Genomic DNA, 19636 nt, shown 5'->3' with positions numbered 1-19636 from the left:
ATAATAAAAGCGGGGGAAGGCCAAAATTAACCCCGCCCCCCGCTCTGCTAAAAACTATTAGTCCGTTACCCCGATAAGGGCAGCCGCCTTGACCGCGCTGAAAAGGGCCAGCGAGCAATACCATTTAACCCGGGTACGGCTGGCATCCTTGTCTTCCAGTGAACCCAAAGCCTCCACCTGAATAAAGCCGGGGCTGCTCAGGCCGCAAAGACCGCCTTCGCCAAACTGCACGGCATAAATGGCGGAACAGCCGCCGCCTGAAGTAGCCGTTTCCAGCCCTTCGGCAACTACATGGGTATCTAAAATCCAGTCACTTACCCCTATAGGTATACCGTCCCAAAACTGGATAAAGTTACCCCATTTATCCCGGTCAGTCTCCAGCATACCGCCGCCAGCCCGCAAAAGGGCATTCAGCTTGCGGCGGCTGCGGCGGCTCATCAGGAGCATATCAGGCTTGCCGCCCTTTACCGCATCCACCAGTTCGTCCAGTTTGGCCAGGGTCAGACTGGCACCCGAAGCCCCGGCGGCCACCACCTGAGCACTGGCCGAAGCAGGATTAATCAGCTTCCTTAAGCCGTCAAACTGCTTTGAGCTTAGCGCCGAATCACCGTAAATAAACACCTCTTCAAACTTATCCTTAAGGGCTTTGGCCTTCAGCTCAATAATGGCCGTTTCCAAATCCTGAACATTGCTTCTGGTAGTCTTCAGGAAATTGTCCACATCCGCATCACCGCCCATAATCTTCAGCTGGGCAGTTTTCTGCTCAAAGGTGGGGGTAGATTCATCCCAGGTGTCACCGGTATCGTAAAAGCTGATATCCGGCAGGGTTTTCTCCTGGTTATAGGTCAGCCCGTTACCCATCACCTCTACAAAGGGCATAACCGCCAAAACAGGAGACTCCCTGACGATAGTCTCTATAACCCCCTGCTTGAGAATATCATTTGAAAGCTTGGAAGCCTCGGTTAATGAAATTGCCATATTTAATTAGTTCCTCCTACTGCATATTTTATTTTTTCCCGGGCAGAAAGTGACGAAAAATCCGGTTTCTGCCGGGATGCCTGACCCAGCGGCACTCTGGCAAGCACCGCCTCTTTTTCAAGGCTTTGCTTGACCCTGGCCACCAGTTTGCGGGAAAGCTCTAAAGATCGGTTTATCTCCTCTACCGTTTGCCCGCTGATAAGCTCAGGTATCACCTCCGGGTTTTGTTCAACCATCAGCCTGCGGTAGCTTTCCACCGCCAGCCTCAGTTCGGTCTCCAGTTGGGTTACCCGCTCACAGGCTTCACGGCTGCTCTCTAAAAGTTCTTCCGCCCGGCTCTGGCTTAGGGCCAGCCGTTCCCTAAGGCTATCCATGCTTTCGGCTGAATCCTCCTGGGCAACTGCCTCTATTTCAGAAGCTAAGCCTTCCGTTGCTTTTTCAGTTGTCTTCACCTGCACTCCTTTCTTTTTCATTCTTATTCTTCAAGCGCAGCTCTCTCACTCTGGCGCTGTTTTCCATTTTTCAGGCTGCTGTCACGGTTCATCTCCAGTATCTGGCGGCGTTCCTGGCACCAGCGCTCAAACTCCGCCTCAGGGTCTTTTACCCCCAGCTCATTCATAGCCTTGCGGCGGGAATGAATACCGCTTTGAACCATAGTTTGTTCATTATCCACCACTACCGAAAGGTCTCTGGGCAGTACCGGGCTGAAACTGATACTGGGGTCTACTTTGCCAAAATCCTGCCCGCGGTATTTCTCAAGCAGCCGGAGTATCATGGCACTCCGTTTGCGGTAAGCCACACTTCTTATCAGGCGTTTCCGCCAAACCCTCTGAAGCAAGGGCTGAAGCTCTATCTCCAGAGCTATACCCGAAAGGTCACGCCCGCTGCCCCCGAAAGCGGCTCTGGGTGCTTCGGCAATATCATGCAAAGTGCGGTAAAGCAAATCCACATAGTTAATATGAAGCCCCACACCCCCGCCCTGAAGCAGGTCTAAAAGGTAAGCGCGGGTATCTTCGGGCAGATTCCAGACCGCCCCCGGCCGCACCGCAATATCCTCAGACTGTTCCACATTTTCAAGCACCGCAATCGGGTTACCCGAAAGTTCCAGAATACGGGAAAGCTGGCTTAAGGCGCGGTTAAGCTCACGCTGGGGTTCCATAATCTCATCCAGATCAGACACCCCCCAGAAACGCTTGGGTTCACGCAGATTAGGGTAAATAACAAACGGGATAAAGCCGTAAGGATTAGGTTTGCTCTCAAGCAGCTTTTCATCCTGCCACAGTTCAAAGGTTTCTTCTGTCCAGACCTCTGTCAGGAATGACTGCCTGGACGGAAGCTCCAGCCCGTAGCTCACCTCCGCTTCTTCGCTGTTTAAGGCATAACGGGAAGCCACCCGGTAGATGCGGGACATATCATCCGGTGACCACCAGGCGTAAATGCCCTGTATATCAGGCGCACTTACCCTCACCCTGCCCGAAGATGCATCCCAGATAACCTTGAAACAGCCGTCTCCCAGCACCGCGCAATCTATCTCAGTCTCAAGGTCCAGCTGTTCCAGATTATTCTGCTGGTAAACTTCGTTAAGCATAGAGCGGGCAGTCACCGCTTTCTCGATATCTTCTTCATTCAAAGCTTCCGCCCCAAAGTTAATTCCGCTCATCAGATATGAGCACAGCTTGTCCACTACCACTCTGGCATAGTTGAAGGTCAGCTGCTTTTCATTTCGGGACGGGCGGCCATCCCACTGTTTACCCTGATAAAAATCCAGCAGATTTACATACCTTTTTAATCTGTCCAAATCACGGCTTTTCAGTTCATTCGGGTTAAAAATCTGTACCATTACTATTTTCTAAAACCTCCGTTTTTCTATTTATATTTACCCCGGCCAGACTCTTCTTAAGCACCCTCTGGATAGTACGGATACTAAGGCGAAACCTGTCTGCCAGTTCCCTCTCGTCCTGCCCGCCCTGAAACAGGCTTACTATTTCCTTATCCCTTTGCCTTTTCAACCATCTCTGGCGGCCGCGCGGCTGGTCAAAGACACACACCGGCAGAGGACAGTCCAAACAGGTTTTTGAAAACTCACAACCCTGGTCAGGGTAAGAGGTAAGTTCAGGCAGCAAATCCGTTTCTTCCGTTTTCAAATCATTGTCTAATAGCGTCATCTCTCCAATCCTTTTCAGCAAAATCTGTGCTTAGCGTGGTTAAATTTAGCACATATGTTCTAATATCTTCAAGACCTTTTTGTCGTTTTAATAAATAGATATAATCAGCTTGCAAATTATTTGAATAGGAGGGCTTCTGTGGTATAATTGCCCCAAGTTTAGAGGGTATGTTATTTTCAAATAAGGAGGCTTGAAAGAACTCAGATAATGAAACACAAATTTTTACTTCGCGTATTAGGGGTGTTTTCCACCCTGGCCTTGTTGATTGCGGCCTTACCGCTTGCTCCGGTTTCGGCAGCCACTCTCACTCTCTCCCCCACTTCCGGCCCGGCCGGTTCACTGGTAAGCGTTACAGGTCATTCCTCAACCCTTACATCAGGTAATGTGATGATTCTCTTTAATTCTGTGAGCGTTGGGACAGCCACTATAGACAGCAGTGGCAATATCTATGGCACATTCACAGTTCCGACTAATCTCACTCGTGGTAACTACACCGTAAGTTTCTATTTCCCTGGGGGGGACAGTGCCGCATCTCAAACATTTACCATTACCCCCAGCATAACTCTTGCCAGCGGCACCGGTTATGTGGGTGACAGTGTAGCCGTAACCGGCAGCGGGTTTACCCCCAGCACCACCGTGAGTTTCTACCTGTCCGGCAGCACCACTCCCTTTGCCACCACCTCTTCAAGCAGCACCGGCACAATCTCCACCACTATTACCATCCCGGCTGCCAAAAAGGGCACTCTGAGCATAACTGCTAATGACGGCGGCGCAACCGGCAGTGCACCGGTTAACTTCATTGTTAATCCCAAGATAACCCTTTCATCTGCTAATCCCGGTGTAGGTGACACTATAACCGTAACCGGCACCGGTTTTTACGACGGAGCTGTTCAGATAGCTATAGACTCAGGTACTGCTGTTAATGCCGGCGTATCCGTAGGTTCAAACGGAAGTTTCACCGCCACTTACGAAATACCCGCACTCACCCGCGGTTCGCACACCCTGAAAGTTAATGATGCCTGGAACAACAATGCTCAAGTCACCTTTGATATAGCCCAGAAAATCACCTTAACTCCCACCTCCGGCAATGTGGGCACCAGCGTTACCGTAAAGGGCAGCGGTTTTAACACCACCGGCACCATTACCCTGACCTACTTCGGTCAGAGCGTTACCGTAACCCTGTCTAGCGGTACTTTTACCACCACCTTTGTAATACCCGGTGTTCAGGCGGGGGCTTACACTATCTCCGCCACTGATGGCAGTGTTACTTCCACCGCCACCCTGACAGTTACAACCAATATCACCATGTCCCCCACCAACAATGCATCCACCCCCGGAAACGTGGGACAGGAAATTACCATAACAGGTTCGGGGCTTAAGGCCAATGATACCGTACTGGTTACCTTTGACAGTGCCCAAATTACTGTAACTCCCAGTCCCGTGGTTGATTCCAACGGGGATTTCAGCCTGAAATTCAAAATCCCCGCCGCCACTGCCGGACCTCACACCATTACCGTTATCTCCGGCACTACCAGTAAGACCTTCACTTTCTTTGTTGAAGGCACTGCTCCAGCCACTCCCGCCCCTCTTACCCCAGAAATGGGGCTTAAAGCTAAACAACCCGTTGTTTTTGACTGGGAAGATGTAACTGATCCCAGCGGTGTTACCTATGTACTGGAAATTGCCGCTGACCAGAACTTTACCACTATCCTTTATCAGATAAAGGATCTCACCGAATCCACCTACACCATGACCGATGCTCAAAAACTGGAGAGCGTTTCTTCAGACAGCCCCTACTGGTGGAGAGTCAAAGCTGTTGACGGTGCTGGAAACTCAAGTGCATATACCGGCGCCGGCAATTTCACCGTCGGCTTCAGCTTGGACCTTCCCGCTTGGGCTACCTATGTCCTGATAGGTATCGGTGGTCTCTTGCTGCTGGCTTTGGGCTTCTGGCTCGGCCGCCGCAACGCTGACTACTAAATAATCCCTGACTTAAGCATTTGTATTAGAAGCCCTCTCCTTTCAGGGAGAGGGCTTCTTCTTTGCCTCAGTATTTTCCAAATCCGCATAGCTTGAACATCTTGACTTAAACACTCCATCCAAGTACAATGATTCTCCAGGTCATTTTTTTCAAAGTGAGGGGGTGATATACAAATGGCAGACGTTAGACCCGAAAATAACGAGAGCTTTGAGAGCATGCTCAAACGTTTTAACCGCAAGGTACAGCAGGACGGCATACTTTCCGAAGCACGTCGCCGAACTCGCTTTGAACGCCCCCCGACCCGCCGCAAGCGTAAGGACGCCGCAAAAAGGCGTTTGGCAATAAAAGCCGCCAGAAAGGCCACCTAAAATGCCGAATTTGAAAGAAAAGCTGGGCGAAGAGGTCAAGCTTTCTCTGCGACAAGGCGAGAAACTGAAGTGTAATGTTCTCCGGATGCTGGTTTCAGCCATCAGTTATGCTGAAATAGCCAAGCAGAAAACCTTTACAGATGAGGAAATCATCGGCGTAATAGCCAAGGAGATAAAGCAAAGGCGTGAAAGCATAGAGGCATACAAGCAGGCAAAACGGCCTGAGCTGGTTGAAAAAGAACAGCAGGAAATGGAAATACTCCAATCCTATATGCCGGAACAGATGGATGAAGCCGAACTAACCCTGATTATTAAAAAGGTAATTTCGGAAACAGGTGCCAGCACCCCTCAGGACAAGGGGAAAGTAATGGGCAAGCTAATGCCGCTGGTAAAAGGCAAAGCGGACGGCCAGATGGTAAATGCCGTAGTAACCGCACTTCTGAATAATTAAACTTAATACCCTCTAAACTAAAAAGGGAGACCTAAGGTCTCCCTTTTATATTTCCTTAAACGCCGCTTTATACTCAGTTTCCAGTTTTTGTCTCTGTTTCGGGTTTTCCAGCATATACCAGGGCAGTTTATCTGCCAAATCAAACCTTGTTTTAGCCAAAGATGGGCTGTCCACCTCAAGTGACTTAGCTGCCCGCTTCCAGCAGGCCAGAGAGTCACCCCCCGCAGCCGCCAGCAGTTTTGAAAGACTAACATCACCCCGGGAAAGCACCGCCTGTATCTGGGACATTTCCGGGCTTTCAGCCCGAACCTCTATCCCCTGCCCTTCCAGACGGAGACGTATTATATCCAACCGCCTTTTTACCAGCACTGCATCTTCCATACCCAGCCACTGAAAAGGGGTGGAAGGTTTGGGTACAAAGGGGGCAATATTCAGGCTTAATCTTACTCCCCGCCCCGCAGCAGACATAACCTGCTGGGCTTTTTCAGCCAGGTTTATCATTTCTTCTATATCTTCGTCAGTCTCACCCGGCAGCCCCAGCATAAAATAAAACTTCAACTGGCGGAAACCTTGTTCTGCAACCAAAGCAGCTGCCCGCATTATGTCATCTTCGGTTATCCCTTTGCGGATAATCCTCCGCAGCCTTTCAGAACCGGCCTCCGGTGCCATAGCCAGACTGGAAACGCCCGAAAGTGCCAGTTCGGTAAGCATTTTTTCAGACAACGGCTTTATCCGAAGTGAACTTATGCTTAAACCGACACCCATACCCCGCAAACGGGAAATCAACTCCGTCACCTGAGGGTGATCACTCACTACCGGCCCTACCAAACCTATCCTCTTACGCTCAAGCATACCTTCTTCAGCCTGTTTCAAAAGTAACTCCAAAGGGTGGTAACGCAAAGGACAAAACACTCCCGCCACCAGACAAAACCGGCACTGATGTCCGCAGCCGCGTTCTACTTCCATCAGGTACATCTCTCCCAGTTCGGTTGCCTTGCTGAAAACTGCCGTTCCTACCCCTTGAGTAAGTTCAGCTGGAAATACTCTTTCCACCGGTTTCTCCGGAGGTAGAGACGGCACATATAAACCGGATATTCTTGCCAGACGTTCCAGAACCAGTCTTTTAGGTTCACCTGCCATTTCGGCAAGCACAGGCAACAACTCAGGCAGAATAGCCTCGGCCTCACCTATGCAAAACACATCAAAAAAATCAGCTGCCGGTGCCGGGTTAGACATTACACAGGCACCCCCGCCGATAACCAGCGGAAAAGTCTCGTCCCTTTCACGTGCATAGAGCGGCATACCGCAATCAGCCAGCATGGAGGGGATATTCAGAAAATCCAATTCGTAGGAAAGGGTAAACAAAATAGATACATAATCAGTAAACGGGCGGCGTGATTCCACACTTAAGGTCGGGCGGCCTTTGGCGGCACCGCCTTCCCAGAAAAACCTCTCCGCCAGATATTGAGGATAGTTATTTATCAAACGGTAAAGGGTATGAAGCCCCAAATTTGACATACCCACATAGTAAGAGTTGGGATAAGCAACTGCCAGAGGTAATCTGCCACCCCAATCCTTTATAACAACTCCGCTTTCACCGGCTACCCTCTCTGAGGAGGCATAAGAAACCCGGGTGCGTGAAAGTTCTTTACGATTCTTGAGGCGGTCTTTGCGTGCCATAGTTGTTTCTTTGCTGTTTCCAGCAGTTACGCAGCAGACGCCCGTCCACAGCGATAATTTTGTCTGCTACTTTACGAAGCTCCATAGAGGTTCTTTCCTTGCCGAAAAGTGCTACCTCCACATTTTTGCCATTATCCTTAACTGCCTGAAGGGCACTCACAAAATCACTGTCGCCTGCCACCAGTATAGCCGTATCAAAGTTATTCTTGAATCCGTGGCTCAGCATATCAGTAGACAACAGCACATCAACCCCTTTTTCATACGGAGGAGTAGAAGGCCACCCGGAATATACCAGCCTACCCAGCCGGAGCTCCATATAAGATATCTTTTCCAAACTGGTAAAAAACTTCCTCTGGTCATTAAAACGTTCCGGTTCTTCCTTACGGCCTACCTCAGCATTATAATAGTAAATACGCACCAGCCGCCTACGTCCGGCAATTTTAGAGCAAAAACAACCAAAATCTATGTCTGTTCTTTGAAAATGAGATTTGAGATAGTGATACATATTGCTGCCATCTATAAATATCATCACCCTTTCAAGCGTATCCGTCATCAATCACCACCCACATACAGACTTGATTCTATAATATATTATTTAAGATAAAAAAACACCTATCCTGTTTTTAAGGCAGGAGAGGTGTTTTAATACCAAAACTAACTAGGATACAGCTAAGCCAGCAGACCAGCCACAGTGATTATCATAAGATACATAAATCCAGCGGCAACCAGTACCAGAGCCAGCATATCCTTAATATTTTCCATTTTATATCCTCCATTATTTTTTAGCATTTAGTATAACCACAACCAGGGCAGATAAAGCACCCCTCCTGATAGACCAAAATGCTGCCGCATTCGGGGCACTGCCCGGCTATATTCCTTATCAGAGCGTTTGCACTTACAGTTTTTGCCGAACCTGCCACCGGCTTGGTATAACCGTCTACATGTTTTTCCAGCACACTGGCAATAGCATCGGCACAGCTTAACACAGCTTTACTTTCATCCCAGGCAATAGACGGGCAACGGATACCTCTAAGCTGTTTTACTACCGAAGCCACTTCCATACCTGAGCGCAGTGCCAGCGAAATAAGCCGGCAGGTAGATTCCAGCTGGGCAGAGGCACAGCCTCCCGCTTTGCCCAGTGAGGAAAATACCTCACAAATTCCATGCTCGTCAGAGTTTACAGTAACGTAAATATATCCGCAACCCGTCGTGACCCTTTCGGTAATACCCTGGGTTACTTTGGAACGTTTGCGCGGTGCCAAATTGGGGTTAACAACCGCCGCCGGGGTCTCAATTTTATTTTCAGCCTTGCCGGTAGACATAGGCTGGTCTTCACGGCTGCCGTCACGGTAGATGGTAATGCCTTTAAGGTTACTGTCATGAGCCATCTTGTAAACCTCGGCTACGTCACCCTCAACCGCCTCACGTGAGAAGTTTACTGTCTTGGACACAGCGTTATCAGTGCACTTCTGAAAGGCCGCCTGAATACGCACATGCCACTCCGGCACAATCTGGTGGGCAGTTACAAACAATTCTTTGGCTTCGGCCGGCACATCAGCTTCGTCCAGATGAGCCCCTTCCGCCAAAGATTTAATGAGCTCCTCGGAATAATACCCGCCTTCTTTAGCCGCCCGCTCAAAATACGGGTTAACCTCTATCATCTTGGTACCGTCCAGTATATTGCGGGTGAAGCACAGGGCAAAATGGGGTTCAATACCCGAAGAACAGCCGGCTATAATAGACAAAGTACCGGTGGGTGCAATGGTTGTGCAGGAAGCATTCCGCATGGGGCGGCCGCTCTTTTCATAAATACTCCCGCGGTAAGCCGGGAACACCCCCCTCTCCACCGCCAGCTCCGAAGAGAACTTGTGGGCTTCCTCATTTACAAAGCACATTATCTCCTCTGCCAGCTTGATAGAGTTTTCCGAATTGTAAGGTATGCCCAGTTCCAAAAGCATATCCGCAAAACCCATTACCCCCAGACCAATCTTGCGGTTTTTCTTGGTCATCTCCTCAATCTGGGGCAGGGGAAATTTATTAACATCAATAACATTATCCAGGAAACGGACAGCACTCTTTACAACCCGGCTGAGCTTTTTATAATCAACCACCGCTTGGCCGCCGCTTACGGTCACCATGCGGGACAGGTTTATAGACCCCAGATTGCATGACTCATAAGGCAGCAGAGGCTGTTCACCGCAGGGATTGGTGCTTTCAATCCGCCCCAGCTGGGGAGTGGGATTATAAGCATTTATGCGGTCTATAAACACAATACCGGGGTCACCCGTCTTCCAGGCCATGTGGACAATCTTGTTAAACACCTCGGTAGCATTCAGCCGGGAAACCACCTCGCCGTTGTGGGGATTAAGCAAATCATAATCAACCCCGTCTTTAACCGCCTGCATAAATTTATCAGTAATAGCCACCGACAAATTAAAGTTAGTCAGCACCCCGGCCTTATCTTTGGCATGGATAAATTTCATGATGTCCGGGTGGTCAATACTCAAGATAGCCATATTGGCGCCCCGTCTGGTGCCGCCCTGCTTGATAACATCAGTTGCCACGTCAAAGGCACGCATGAAGGATACAGGCCCGCTGGCCACCCCTCCGGTAGTGCCCACCCGGTCCTGTTCGGGACGCAGGCGGGAAAACGAAAAGCCGGTGCCGCCGCCGCTTTTATGTATCATAGCGGTATGCTTTACGGCATCAAAAATAGACTCAATGGAATCATCTACCGGCAGCACGAAACAGGCCGAAAGCTGACCCAATTCACGCCCGGCATTCATAAGGGTGGGGGAATTGGGCAAAAACTCCAGCCGGGTCATAATATTATAAAACTCATCCTCGCGGCTTCTTACGTCTGCCTTGGGGTTATAAATAAGCTCCCCCATGGCAATAGTGCGGGCAACCCTGCGGAACATATCTTCCACTGTTTCAGAGGGTTTCCCCTGCTTGTCTTTTTTCAGATAGCGGCGTTCCAGCACGCACATGGCATTATCTGTAAGCTTCAGCCCCTCAGTTTTGGCATCAGCCTTAATTTCAGATTTAACTTGTACTTTTACCGGCATAGGTTCTTCCTCCTTGGCTTGGATATTAATTTGGGTCTGTTTGTCCTTGTTGCCTTCCTCCAGCACCTCTTTGACCATTAAATCTATTTCGTCATCGGTGGCCAGTACCGCAGGGGCTTTTAAATCACTGGGCAGCAAATCTTCCATACCAGGTAAACCTACCGGTTTTTCCAGCTTCTTTATAAGCTGGCTGATAAGTGTTTCTATCTGGGTTCTGTCGGAAATACCCATTGAGGCTGCGGCTACAAACATAGCGCGGGCCACGCGGTTGCGATTAACCGGAGTTGGTTTCTTACCGCTTACGTGATTTACCATGTCATCTCCTCTGATATCTGGTCTTGGGGGAAATCTTATCTTCAGGCAACAGGCTAAGCTGCCCTTTATGTATGCCCTCGTCCTGTCCGTTTACCAAATTATCCACTACTTTTTTAAGCTGGGTAATATCGGTAAACTCACGATAAACACTGGCAAAACGCACATAGGCAATATTATCCAGTGCCTTAAGCTTTTCCATAACCATATCCCCCAAAAGGGTACTGGGTATTTCGGCCTTGCCCATATTGTAAATTTCAGCTTCTATATCACCAGCTATTTTATCCACCGCTCCGGCTGGCAAGGGGCGTTTTTCACAAGCACGTCTGAGACCGCTCAGCAATTTTTCTTTGTTAAACTCTTCACGGCGCTGATCTTTCTTAACTACAAAAAGACCGGCCGGCTGAAAACGTTCATAAGTAGTAAAGCGCTGCCCGCAAACCACACATTCACGTCTTCGGCGGACCCCGTCATCTACATCTCTGGAATCTATCACCTTGGAATCAGGGTGACTGCAATAAGGACAATCCACTACGCCCTCCAACACTGTATATTGTGTTGCGCAGATAGATTAACACAAGGGATAGTGGTAGTCAATACGTATATAGTCCTATTTTTTACAAAGAAACAGGGCTGCAGTTTATAAACTGCAGCCCTGCTATATTATCTATACCAGACTTACCAGGAAATCCTGGAAGAGGGCTTGTTAGAGCGGGTATCCACCGGCGGTGCAACCGGGCGAGCCCGATTGAATAACGGTCTCCGCAGGAAGGAAGGTACATCCAGCTCGTCTTCGGTCTTGATACCTTTCAGCTGGCGGGTAATGGCATCATCACCCTCTTCTTCGGCCATACCAATCTTGGAAACAAAACCGGTAGCAATCAGGGTTATCTTTACATTTGAACCCATGGATGAGTCTGAAGCCACACCGAAAATGATGTTGGCGTCAGGATCAACTGCCTACTTAATAACATCCGCTGCTTCGTTAACTTCCATAAGGCTCAGGTCAGGACCGCCCACTATATTGAAAAGAACACCCTTGGAGCCGGTGATGGAAACATCCAGCAAGGGGCTGGCCAGAGCGCTCTTGGCAGCATCTGAAGCCCTGTTTTTGCCGGAACCATAACCGATAGACATCCAGGCCGGGCCGGCATCCCGCATAACGGCACGCACATCAGCAAAGTCCAGGTTGATCAAACCAGGAACGGTGATTACCTCGGAAATAGCCTGTACGCCATGGCGCAGTACATCATCAGCCATTTTGAAGGCAGCATCAACGCCGGTCTTCTGGTCGCACAAATCCAGCAAACGGTCATTAGGGATAATAATCAGGGTATCTACCTTGCCCAGCAGGCGATTAATGCCTTCTTTGGCGGTAGAGGCACGGTGAGCACCTTCAAAAGTGAAGGGCTTGGTAACAACGGCAATAGTCAAAGCGCCGCTTTTCTTGGACTCTTCGGCTACAATGGGAGCAGAACCTGTGCCGGTACCGCCGCCCATGCCGGCAGTTACAAAGACCATATCCGCCCCGTTAACTATCTCACGGATTTCATCACGGCTCTCTTCGGCCGCCTTCTGACCCATGTTATGGTCGCCGCCGGCACCCAAACCGCGGGTAACTCTTTCGCCTATCTGGAGGCGGATAGGAGCTTCAGTGATAGCCAAAGCCTGGGCATCAGTGTTGATAGCAATAAATTCAACGCCCTGTATTTCTTCACGGACCATGCGGGTAACAGCATTGCAACCGCCGCCGCCACAGCCGAATACTTTAATTCTGGCGGGATTGGGAACGAAACTTGTTTTAGCCATTTTTATATTCTCCTTATATCACTCTAAATATTTACTTTACCTAATTAGTCCCGAACAGACCGGCAAAACCCTTGAGCAAGTTACGCATTCGGCCGAAGAAGCCGAGATTATCCAGCCAGGATTTTTTGACCGGCTGGTGTTTGGCACCCCAGATGAGAAGGCCTACACCGGTGGCATAAGCCGGGTCATGAAGTGAATCTATAATGCCGTATACTTTGTCAGGGTTTCCTACCCTTACCGGTATGCGCAGAATATCCCGTCCCAGAGTTTCCATACCCGCCAGATTAGAGCTGCCGCCGGTAAGTACCAGCCCTGCCGGTACCAGGCTGTCATAATCAGAGTTCGGTATTTCCAGCATAATAAGGCGGAGAACTTCCTCAACCCGGGCGCGGATGATGTCACAAAGGTCCTGATAAGAAACGCCATGGCCATCTTCACAGATAGGGCTGGGAGATTCCATTTTAGTTTCATATACGGGCAGGACGCTGCCGTAGCGTTTCTTCATTTCCTCGGCAACATCAAAAGGAAGGCCCAGGCCAATAGCCACATCACGTGTCAGCTGATAACCAGCCACCGGGATAATAGCTGTGTGCCAGATACTACCATCTTTGAAGACGCAGATATCAGTGGTGCCGCCGCCGATATCGGCCAGGATAACACCCACCTGCTTTTCGTCATCAGTCAGTACAGCTTCACTGGAAGCAATAGGTTCAAGTACCAGGTCATCAATATCAATGCCCAGCCCCCGAATGCATTTTACCAGATTCTGTACCGAGGTAGCGGCCGCAGTAATAATATGTGTTTCCACATCCAGCCTGAAACCATGCATACCTACCGGGTTTTTTACCCCGGATTGGCCATCTACTGCATAGGTTCTGGGAATAACGTGGAGCAGTTTGCGGTCATTGGGGACGCTGATATTCTGAGCGGTAGCCATAACCCGCTTCAGGTCATCACTTCTTACCAGGCGGTCATTCCTGGTAATAGCCACCACACCCCTGTTGTTCATAGAGGCCACGTGGCGTCCGGTTACGCCTACATAGGCGGACTCAACCTTGTATCCGGAAGCCTGCTCCGCCTTACGGATAGACTCCCTGATGGACTCCCGTGCGTCATTGATGTTTACTACCAGACCTTTATGTAAACCCTGCGAAGGACCTATGCCAACACCAACTACGTTGACACCGCCCACAGGATTTACTTCGGCAATTATGGTACAGATCTTGGTAGTGCCGACATCAATCGCTGTAACGATTCTGTTTTTCATATATCTCCCTCCATTTGCAAAACCGTGTATCTCAAAAATCCCTTACGGGAACATTAGTCCTTTCCGCACATCAGCTGCCTCCCCTCTGGACCACCCCCTTATGTTTAGCCTGTCCGTGCCGAACAGAACCAGTTTCGCTGACATGATGAACTAATTCATCTGCCCGGCTGGAAAAAAAACGCCCATCACCGGGTTCTATAATCCGTTCCGCTACCCGCATCTTGGCGCTCCGGCTGCGCGGGTTTCGGGATATTTCTTCATCCGACGGAGTAATCACCCGGCGGTTTATTATTCTCAGCGAAGGCTGGTGATCACAAACACACTGGGGTATATCATCCGGGCAGATACAGCCCTTGGCTTCTTTCTGAAAATATTGTTTTACAATGCGGTCCTCAAGCGAATGGTAGCTTATCACTACCAGCCGCCCGCCATGTCCCAAAAGGCTCTGAGCCTGCGCAAGGGCGCTCTCAAGGTGCGAAAGCTCCTCGTTTACCGCTATCCGCAAAGCCTGGAAAGTCCGGGTGGCAGGATGAATCCGCCCGTGACGCCCCCCAACCGCTTTTTCAATAACAGACGCCAATTCGGTAGTTGTTTTAAACGGCCTTTTCTCTAAAATAGCCCGGGCAATCCGCCGGCTGAAAGGCTCTTCACCGTACTTCCAAATCAAATCTGAAAGCTCTGCAAGGTCATAAGTATTAACGATATCCGCCGCCGAGAGTTCCTGACCGGGTGAAAAACGCATATCCAGAGGAGCTTCAGTTTGAAAACTGAACCCGGATTCCTCTCTGTCAAGCTGCATGGAGGAAAGACCTAAATCAAACAAAATGCCATGCACCGGCATATATTCGTACCGCTGGCATATATCTTTCAAATTTGCAAAGTTATCATTTACCAGTAAAACCGAACTGCCGAAACCTTTCAGGCGCGCAGCAGCCAAAGCTATAGCCTTGGGATCTGCATCTATAGACAAAAGCTGTCCGCCAGGGTAACTGTGCTCCAAAATAGCCTCGGAGTGACCACCTGCCCCCAAAGTGCAGTCCACATAACGGCCGCCGGGTATAACCCCCAACCCCTGTATAGACTCTTCCAGCATAACCGGTATGTGAGGATACTCAGTCACTTCTGTTTAATTCCCCTCAAGCGTTTCTATTATCTGCCATGCCTGCTCCTGGCTGGCCTTCTTTTCAGATTCCCAGGTCTCTTTATCCCAAATTTCTAAATAATTGTTGACACCTGCCACAATAACCTCTATATTAACCCCAGCATAGTTTTTCAAGGGTGCAGGCAGGGTTAGACGTCCTTGGGCATCCAGATTAACATCGAAAGCCAAAGCGAAAAGAGCCCTGTTTAAGCGGCGCATCTTGCTGGGAGCAACTGTAGTACTCTTCAGGCTTTCAGCCAGTTTTTTCCATTCGCACAGGGGGTAAGCGTAAATGCATTTCTCACCGGTGCCGGGTGCAAGTATCAAGCCGTCCTTCAGGCTGGGCCTGATGGCGGGAGGCAAAGGGAAACGCCCCTTTTCGTCCAGCTTGTACTCAAATTCTCCAAAAAACATCTTCTTAGATACTCTCTCCCCTACTTACCACATTACCCCACTTTTTCCCATTCTATAAGCGAACACCCCTATTGTCAAGCCTTTAAAAATATATTTTTGTATACCTTTTTGGCTTTTGGGTCTGGCCAAAAGGGTATGCTAAAATAGAACAGCGTCAAGGGGTAAAAATAGGAGAGAAAAGCTTGAAAATAGATGTATTAACCCTTTTTCCGGAGATGTTTCAGTCCCCTTTTGAAGAGAGTATTTTCAAGCGGGCGGCAGACAAAAATCTGGTAAGGTTAGAAATACATAACTTCAGGGATTTCAGCCATGACAAGCACCATGCGGTAGATGATTCCCCCTACGGAGGCGGTGCCGGCATGCTGCTTAAGCCCGAACCTTTGTTTGCGGCAGTAGAGGCGGTCATGGAAAAAGATCCTACCCCTGCCCCGGTAATTCTCCTTTCCCCGCAGGGACGCATTTTTAACCAGTCTGTCGCCCGCGAACTGGCAGGCAACCAGCGGCTGATTATAATCTGCGGCCATTACGAAGGCTTTGACGAGCGGGTGCGGGAACATCTGGCCACAGACGAAATAAGCATAGGTGATTTTGTGCTGACCGGCGGGGAACTGGCCGCCATGGTAGTTATAGATACGGTTTCCCGCCTGATACCCGGCGTACTTGGTTCAGAAGACTCCTCAGAAGAAGACTCCCACTCAAACGGCCTGCTGGAACACCCCCACTACACCCGTCCCCCGGTATTCAGGGACTGGGGTATACCGGAGGTACTTCTTTCAGGCAATCATGCCCGGATAGACCGCTGGCGTCGTAAAGAATCTCTGCGGCGTACTTTGAAAAGACGCCCGGATATGCTTGAAAAAATAACCCTCTCCAAAACAGACCGCAAGCTGATGGACGAAATACTGGCCGAAGAAAACCCCAAAGATTAAAACCCGGTATTATATATAAGGTATGCAAACACCCCGCATCCCCTCTGCCAAACCCGCGCACTTGATTATGAATTGGGTTTGTGTTTTAATATTCCGTTGATATTTAAAGGAGTTTTTACCGCCATGGAAGAGACTATGAATAATCAGGAAACCCCTGAAACCAATGAAGAAGAAACCGCAGCTGAAGAAACAGTTGCTGTAGAAAATACCGCAGAGGGAAAAGTTCTGCCGAGTTTCGGCCCCGGTGATACCATAAAAGTACACGCCCGCATTAAAGAAGGCGACAAAGAACGTATTCAGATGTTTCAGGGTGTAGTCCTTAAAATAAAACAGGCCGCTGACGGCGGCAATTTCACCGTTCGACGCATAAGCTACGGCGTAGGTGTTGAACGCACCTTCCCCTTCCTCTCACCCAACGTTACCAAGGTTGAGATTATGAAGAAGGGTAAAGTACGCCGTGCCCGCCTGTTCTACCTGCGCAAGCTTTCCGGGAAAGCTGCCCGCATCAAAGAAGTTAAACAAACACCCTCTTAAGCTCTCTTAGGGGGTATATGGATTGGCTTTTGCCGAACTGGCCGTAAACACTCCGGTACTTAGACCGGGCAGTTTTTCCTACTCCATACCATTGGGGTTAGAAATAAAACCCGGCCAGGCGGTCTGGGCTCCTTTCGGACCTAAAATAGTTCAGGGCATAGTCCTTGAAATAACTGACCAGCCGGCATTCGGGCAAACACGTGAAATCTGCGGCGTTATCTCTGATACGCCGCTTCTTTCTTTTCACCAGCTGAAGTTAGCCAAGTGGATAAGCCAAAACTATTTATGCAGTATTTACGAAGCAGTAGCTCTCATGCTGCCGCCGTCTTTTGAACGCCAAAGCCTTGCCTATATCAGCCTGGAGACCACCCCGCCAGCTACAACAAAAAACCCGTCTGAAACCCTAAGCCCAAATATGCAAAAAATATTTGACCGGCTAAAAGCCGGAGATGTTACTCCCCAGAGTGAACTGGAAAAAATATTCGGCAAGAAAACCACCCAAAACGCCCTAATCAAACTTATAAATCAGGGGCTGGTAAAACGCACCTACCGGATAAGCCCTGCAAGGGTACAAACCAAATTTGAAAAACACTTCCGCCTGAGCGGGCAGGCATTGGCATTTATTAAAAACCAGAATCTCCCTAAGTTATCCCCCCGCCAGACAGATATTTTTGAGTGCCTGCGGAAAAATCCGCTAGGCATTGCCAAGAGCCAGCTGAACCTGCTCTTTAAAAATAATTCGGCCGTCTTAAAGGCTCTTGAACAAAAGGGGCTGGTAAGTACCGAAGAACATCAGGTATTCCGCCAGCCCATAGATTACAGTCAAATAACCCCCATGCTTCACCTTGAGCTAAGCCCTCCTCAGGCAAAGTGTTTGCAGGCCATCACCCATTCCCTGAATACCCTGCCTGAAAATGACCCGAATCCCCGAACATTTTTACTTCATGGCATAACCGGCAGCGGTAAAACCGAAATATATCTGCAGTCACTGGCTGAAACCCTGCGTCTGGGCAGAAAGGGTATTGTACTGGTACCCGAAATATCCCTTACCCCCCAAACTATTGCCCGTTTTGCAGGGCGTTTCCCCGGCAAAATAGCCGTGCTGCACAGCCGCCTCAGTCCGGGTGAACAGTTTGACGAATGGCAAAGGATAAAAAACGGTCAGGCAGATATCGTAATCGGCCCCAGAAGCGCCCTTTTTGCCCCTCTGGACAAACCCGGCATTATCATCATAGACGAAGAGCATGAATGGACATATAAACAGCAGGACCCGCAGCCACGTTATCATACCCGCACCGTTGCTAATAAAATGGCTGAAGAGTACGGTGCTGTAGTGGTACTTGGCAGTGCCACTCCGGATATTGACAGCTATTTCAAAGCCAAACACGGCATTTACCAGCTTCTGGAACTGCCCGAACGCCTGACCCCCTATAGAGGCGCTTCCCTGCCAAAAACCGAGCTGGTAGATATGCGCACCGAACTCTCCGAGGGCAACCGCAGCATTTTTTCCCGCAACCTGCACGCCTCCATTGAAAAAGTACTGGCAAACCATGAGCAGGCCATTTTATTCATAAACCGCCGGGGCGGTGCCAGTTTTATCCAGTGCCGTGATTGCGGTTATGTAGCCATGTGCAAAAGCTGTGATGCTCCGCTCACATATCACCCAGACCAGGAAAATCTGGTCTGTCATCAGTGCGGCAGGCAATACTCCAACCCTCTTACCTGCCCAAAATGCAGCAGCCGCAGGATTAAATACCTTGGTATAGGCACCCAGAAACTGGAGGAAGAAACAAGACTGGCTTTTCCACAGGCAAGACTGCTGCGTTGGGATAGTGACGTAACCAGAGGCAAAAATAAACACCAGCAGATAATGGATACGTTCAGCCGCCATCAGGCAGATATACTTATCGGCACCCAGATGGTAGCCAAAGGGCTTGACCTGCCTGCAGTTACTCTGGTAGGAGTAATAAACGCGGATATCAGCCTGAACTTGCCTGATTTCAGGGCAGGCGAACGCACGTTCCAGCTGCTGGCACAGGTAGCCGGACGGGCAGGCCGGGGTATATCAGGAGGGAAAGTGATTATCCAGACCTATACGCCCGAAAACTACGCCATTCAGGCAGCAGTTTGCCATGATTATCAGGGTTTTTATGCCAAGGAGATAACCTACCGCCGGGAACTGAATAACCCTCCTTTCCGGAAATTAGCCTGCATTGTTTTCAGCCATTTAAACCATGACTTTTGCCGGCAACAGGCTGAAGTTATGGCTGAAACCCTCCGGGAAAAAGCTGATGCAGGCGGTTCAGGCAGTCTGGAAATTTTAGGGCCGGCTCCCGCTTTCATCCAACGTCTGCGGGGACGCTATAGGTACCAACTAATACTGCGCTCACCAAACCCGGCAGATTTCCTTCGGAATATCAGTTTTGGACAGGGCTGGAGTATTGACCTTGACCCATATGGCTTGTGCTAAACCATTTAAGTACTATAGTCATAATACAAAGCACTATTTTTATTCAGAATAGACCTGAAATATAATACT

General features: G+C 49.5%; 17 protein-coding genes and 1 pseudogene. 6 read left to right on the top strand and 12 right to left on the bottom strand.

Features of this window, described 5'->3' with window-relative positions; all coding sequences use genetic code 11:
* Positions 1-57 precede the first annotated feature (57 nt).
* The 4 genes from UCH007_RS01455 to UCH007_RS01440 are packed head-to-tail and all read right to left on the bottom strand — an operon-like array spanning position 58 to position 3143.
* Complete coding sequence (locus UCH007_RS01455) at positions 58-978, bottom strand: major capsid protein (RefSeq protein WP_046960875.1); 921 nt, start codon at positions 976-978, stop codon at positions 58-60.
* Positions 979-980: 2 nt separating this feature from the next.
* Positions 981-1451, bottom strand: a complete 471-nt coding sequence (locus UCH007_RS01450; RefSeq protein ID WP_046960874.1) for a hypothetical protein — start codon at positions 1449-1451, stop codon at positions 981-983.
* A gap of 2 nt (positions 1452-1453) precedes the next feature.
* On the bottom strand, positions 1454-2818 hold the full coding sequence (locus UCH007_RS01445; RefSeq protein ID WP_046960873.1) for a phage portal protein: 1365 nt from the start codon (positions 2816-2818) through the stop codon (positions 1454-1456).
* Entirely contained in the window at positions 2802-3143 is a 342-nt protein-coding gene (locus tag UCH007_RS01440; protein WP_041330603.1) for a hypothetical protein, read from the bottom strand. The genes UCH007_RS01445 and UCH007_RS01440 overlap by 17 nt, the downstream gene beginning before the upstream one ends.
* Before the next feature lie 207 nt (positions 3144-3350).
* Between UCH007_RS01440 and UCH007_RS01435 the strand changes: the two genes are divergently transcribed.
* The 3 genes from UCH007_RS01435 (at position 3351) to UCH007_RS01425 (ending at position 5943) form a co-directional block, all read left to right on the top strand.
* A complete protein-coding gene (locus tag UCH007_RS01435) occupies positions 3351-5123 on the top strand; it encodes an IPT/TIG domain-containing protein (RefSeq protein WP_046960872.1) in 1773 nt (590 codons plus the stop codon).
* 174 nt (positions 5124-5297) lie between these two features.
* Complete coding sequence (gene rpsU / locus UCH007_RS01430) at positions 5298-5492, top strand: 30S ribosomal protein S21 (RefSeq protein WP_010936130.1); 195 nt, start codon at positions 5298-5300, stop codon at positions 5490-5492.
* 1 nt (position 5493) lies between these two features.
* A complete protein-coding gene (locus UCH007_RS01425; protein WP_023651912.1) occupies positions 5494-5943 on the top strand; it encodes a GatB/YqeY domain-containing protein in 450 nt (149 codons plus the stop codon).
* 45 nt (positions 5944-5988) lie between these two features.
* On the opposite strand, the gene UCH007_RS01420 is transcribed toward UCH007_RS01425, so the two are convergent.
* The 8 genes and pseudogenes from UCH007_RS01420 to mraZ all read right to left on the bottom strand — a co-directional run bounded on the left by UCH007_RS01420 (position 5989) and on the right by mraZ (position 15634).
* Positions 5989-7623: a radical SAM protein gene (locus UCH007_RS01420; RefSeq protein ID WP_046960871.1), complete on the bottom strand. Its 1635-nt coding sequence runs from the start codon at positions 7621-7623 to the stop codon at positions 5989-5991.
* Positions 7592-8176: a LabA-like NYN domain-containing protein gene (locus UCH007_RS01415; RefSeq protein ID WP_012881624.1), complete on the bottom strand. Its 585-nt coding sequence runs from the start codon at positions 8174-8176 to the stop codon at positions 7592-7594. Before UCH007_RS01415 ends, UCH007_RS01420 begins: the two co-directional genes overlap by 32 nt.
* Before the next feature lie 229 nt (positions 8177-8405).
* Positions 8406-10691, bottom strand: a complete 2286-nt coding sequence (locus tag UCH007_RS01410) for a vitamin B12-dependent ribonucleotide reductase (protein ID WP_172644176.1) — start codon at positions 10689-10691, stop codon at positions 8406-8408.
* A gap of 316 nt (positions 10692-11007) precedes the next feature.
* Positions 11008-11535: a transcriptional regulator NrdR gene (nrdR, locus tag UCH007_RS01405; protein ID WP_012881622.1), complete on the bottom strand. Its 528-nt coding sequence runs from the start codon at positions 11533-11535 to the stop codon at positions 11008-11010.
* A gap of 146 nt (positions 11536-11681) precedes the next feature.
* Positions 11682-12812: pseudogene (gene ftsZ, locus UCH007_RS01400) on the bottom strand (cell division protein FtsZ).
* 40 nt (positions 12813-12852) lie between these two features.
* A complete protein-coding gene (gene ftsA, locus UCH007_RS01395) occupies positions 12853-14079 on the bottom strand; it encodes a cell division protein FtsA (RefSeq protein ID WP_041330600.1) in 1227 nt (408 codons plus the stop codon).
* A 70-nt stretch (positions 14080-14149) separates the two neighbouring features.
* Positions 14150-15199: a 16S rRNA (cytosine(1402)-N(4))-methyltransferase RsmH gene (gene rsmH, locus UCH007_RS01390; RefSeq protein WP_046960870.1), complete on the bottom strand. Its 1050-nt coding sequence runs from the start codon at positions 15197-15199 to the stop codon at positions 14150-14152.
* A 6-nt stretch (positions 15200-15205) separates the two neighbouring features.
* Complete coding sequence (gene mraZ, locus UCH007_RS01385; RefSeq protein WP_012881618.1) at positions 15206-15634, bottom strand: division/cell wall cluster transcriptional repressor MraZ; 429 nt, start codon at positions 15632-15634, stop codon at positions 15206-15208.
* A gap of 182 nt (positions 15635-15816) precedes the next feature.
* Between mraZ and trmD the strand changes: the two genes are divergently transcribed.
* The 3 genes from trmD to priA all read left to right on the top strand — a co-directional run bounded on the left by trmD (position 15817) and on the right by priA (position 19567).
* Positions 15817-16563 (top strand): tRNA (guanosine(37)-N1)-methyltransferase TrmD, encoded by a 747-nt coding sequence (gene trmD, locus UCH007_RS01380; protein ID WP_046960869.1) that lies wholly within the window; start codon positions 15817-15819, stop codon positions 16561-16563.
* A 123-nt stretch (positions 16564-16686) separates the two neighbouring features.
* Complete coding sequence (gene rplS / locus UCH007_RS01375; protein WP_012881616.1) at positions 16687-17097, top strand: 50S ribosomal protein L19; 411 nt, start codon at positions 16687-16689, stop codon at positions 17095-17097.
* 22 nt (positions 17098-17119) lie between these two features.
* Complete coding sequence (priA, locus tag UCH007_RS01370) at positions 17120-19567, top strand: primosomal protein N' (RefSeq protein WP_046960868.1); 2448 nt, start codon at positions 17120-17122, stop codon at positions 19565-19567.
* Positions 19568-19636 lie beyond the last annotated feature (69 nt).

The organism is Dehalococcoides sp. UCH007 (assembly GCF_001010485.1).
Lineage (GTDB): Bacteria > Chloroflexota > Dehalococcoidia > Dehalococcoidales > Dehalococcoidaceae > Dehalococcoides > Dehalococcoides mccartyi_A.
This window is presented reverse-complemented; position numbering and strand designations above follow the sequence as displayed.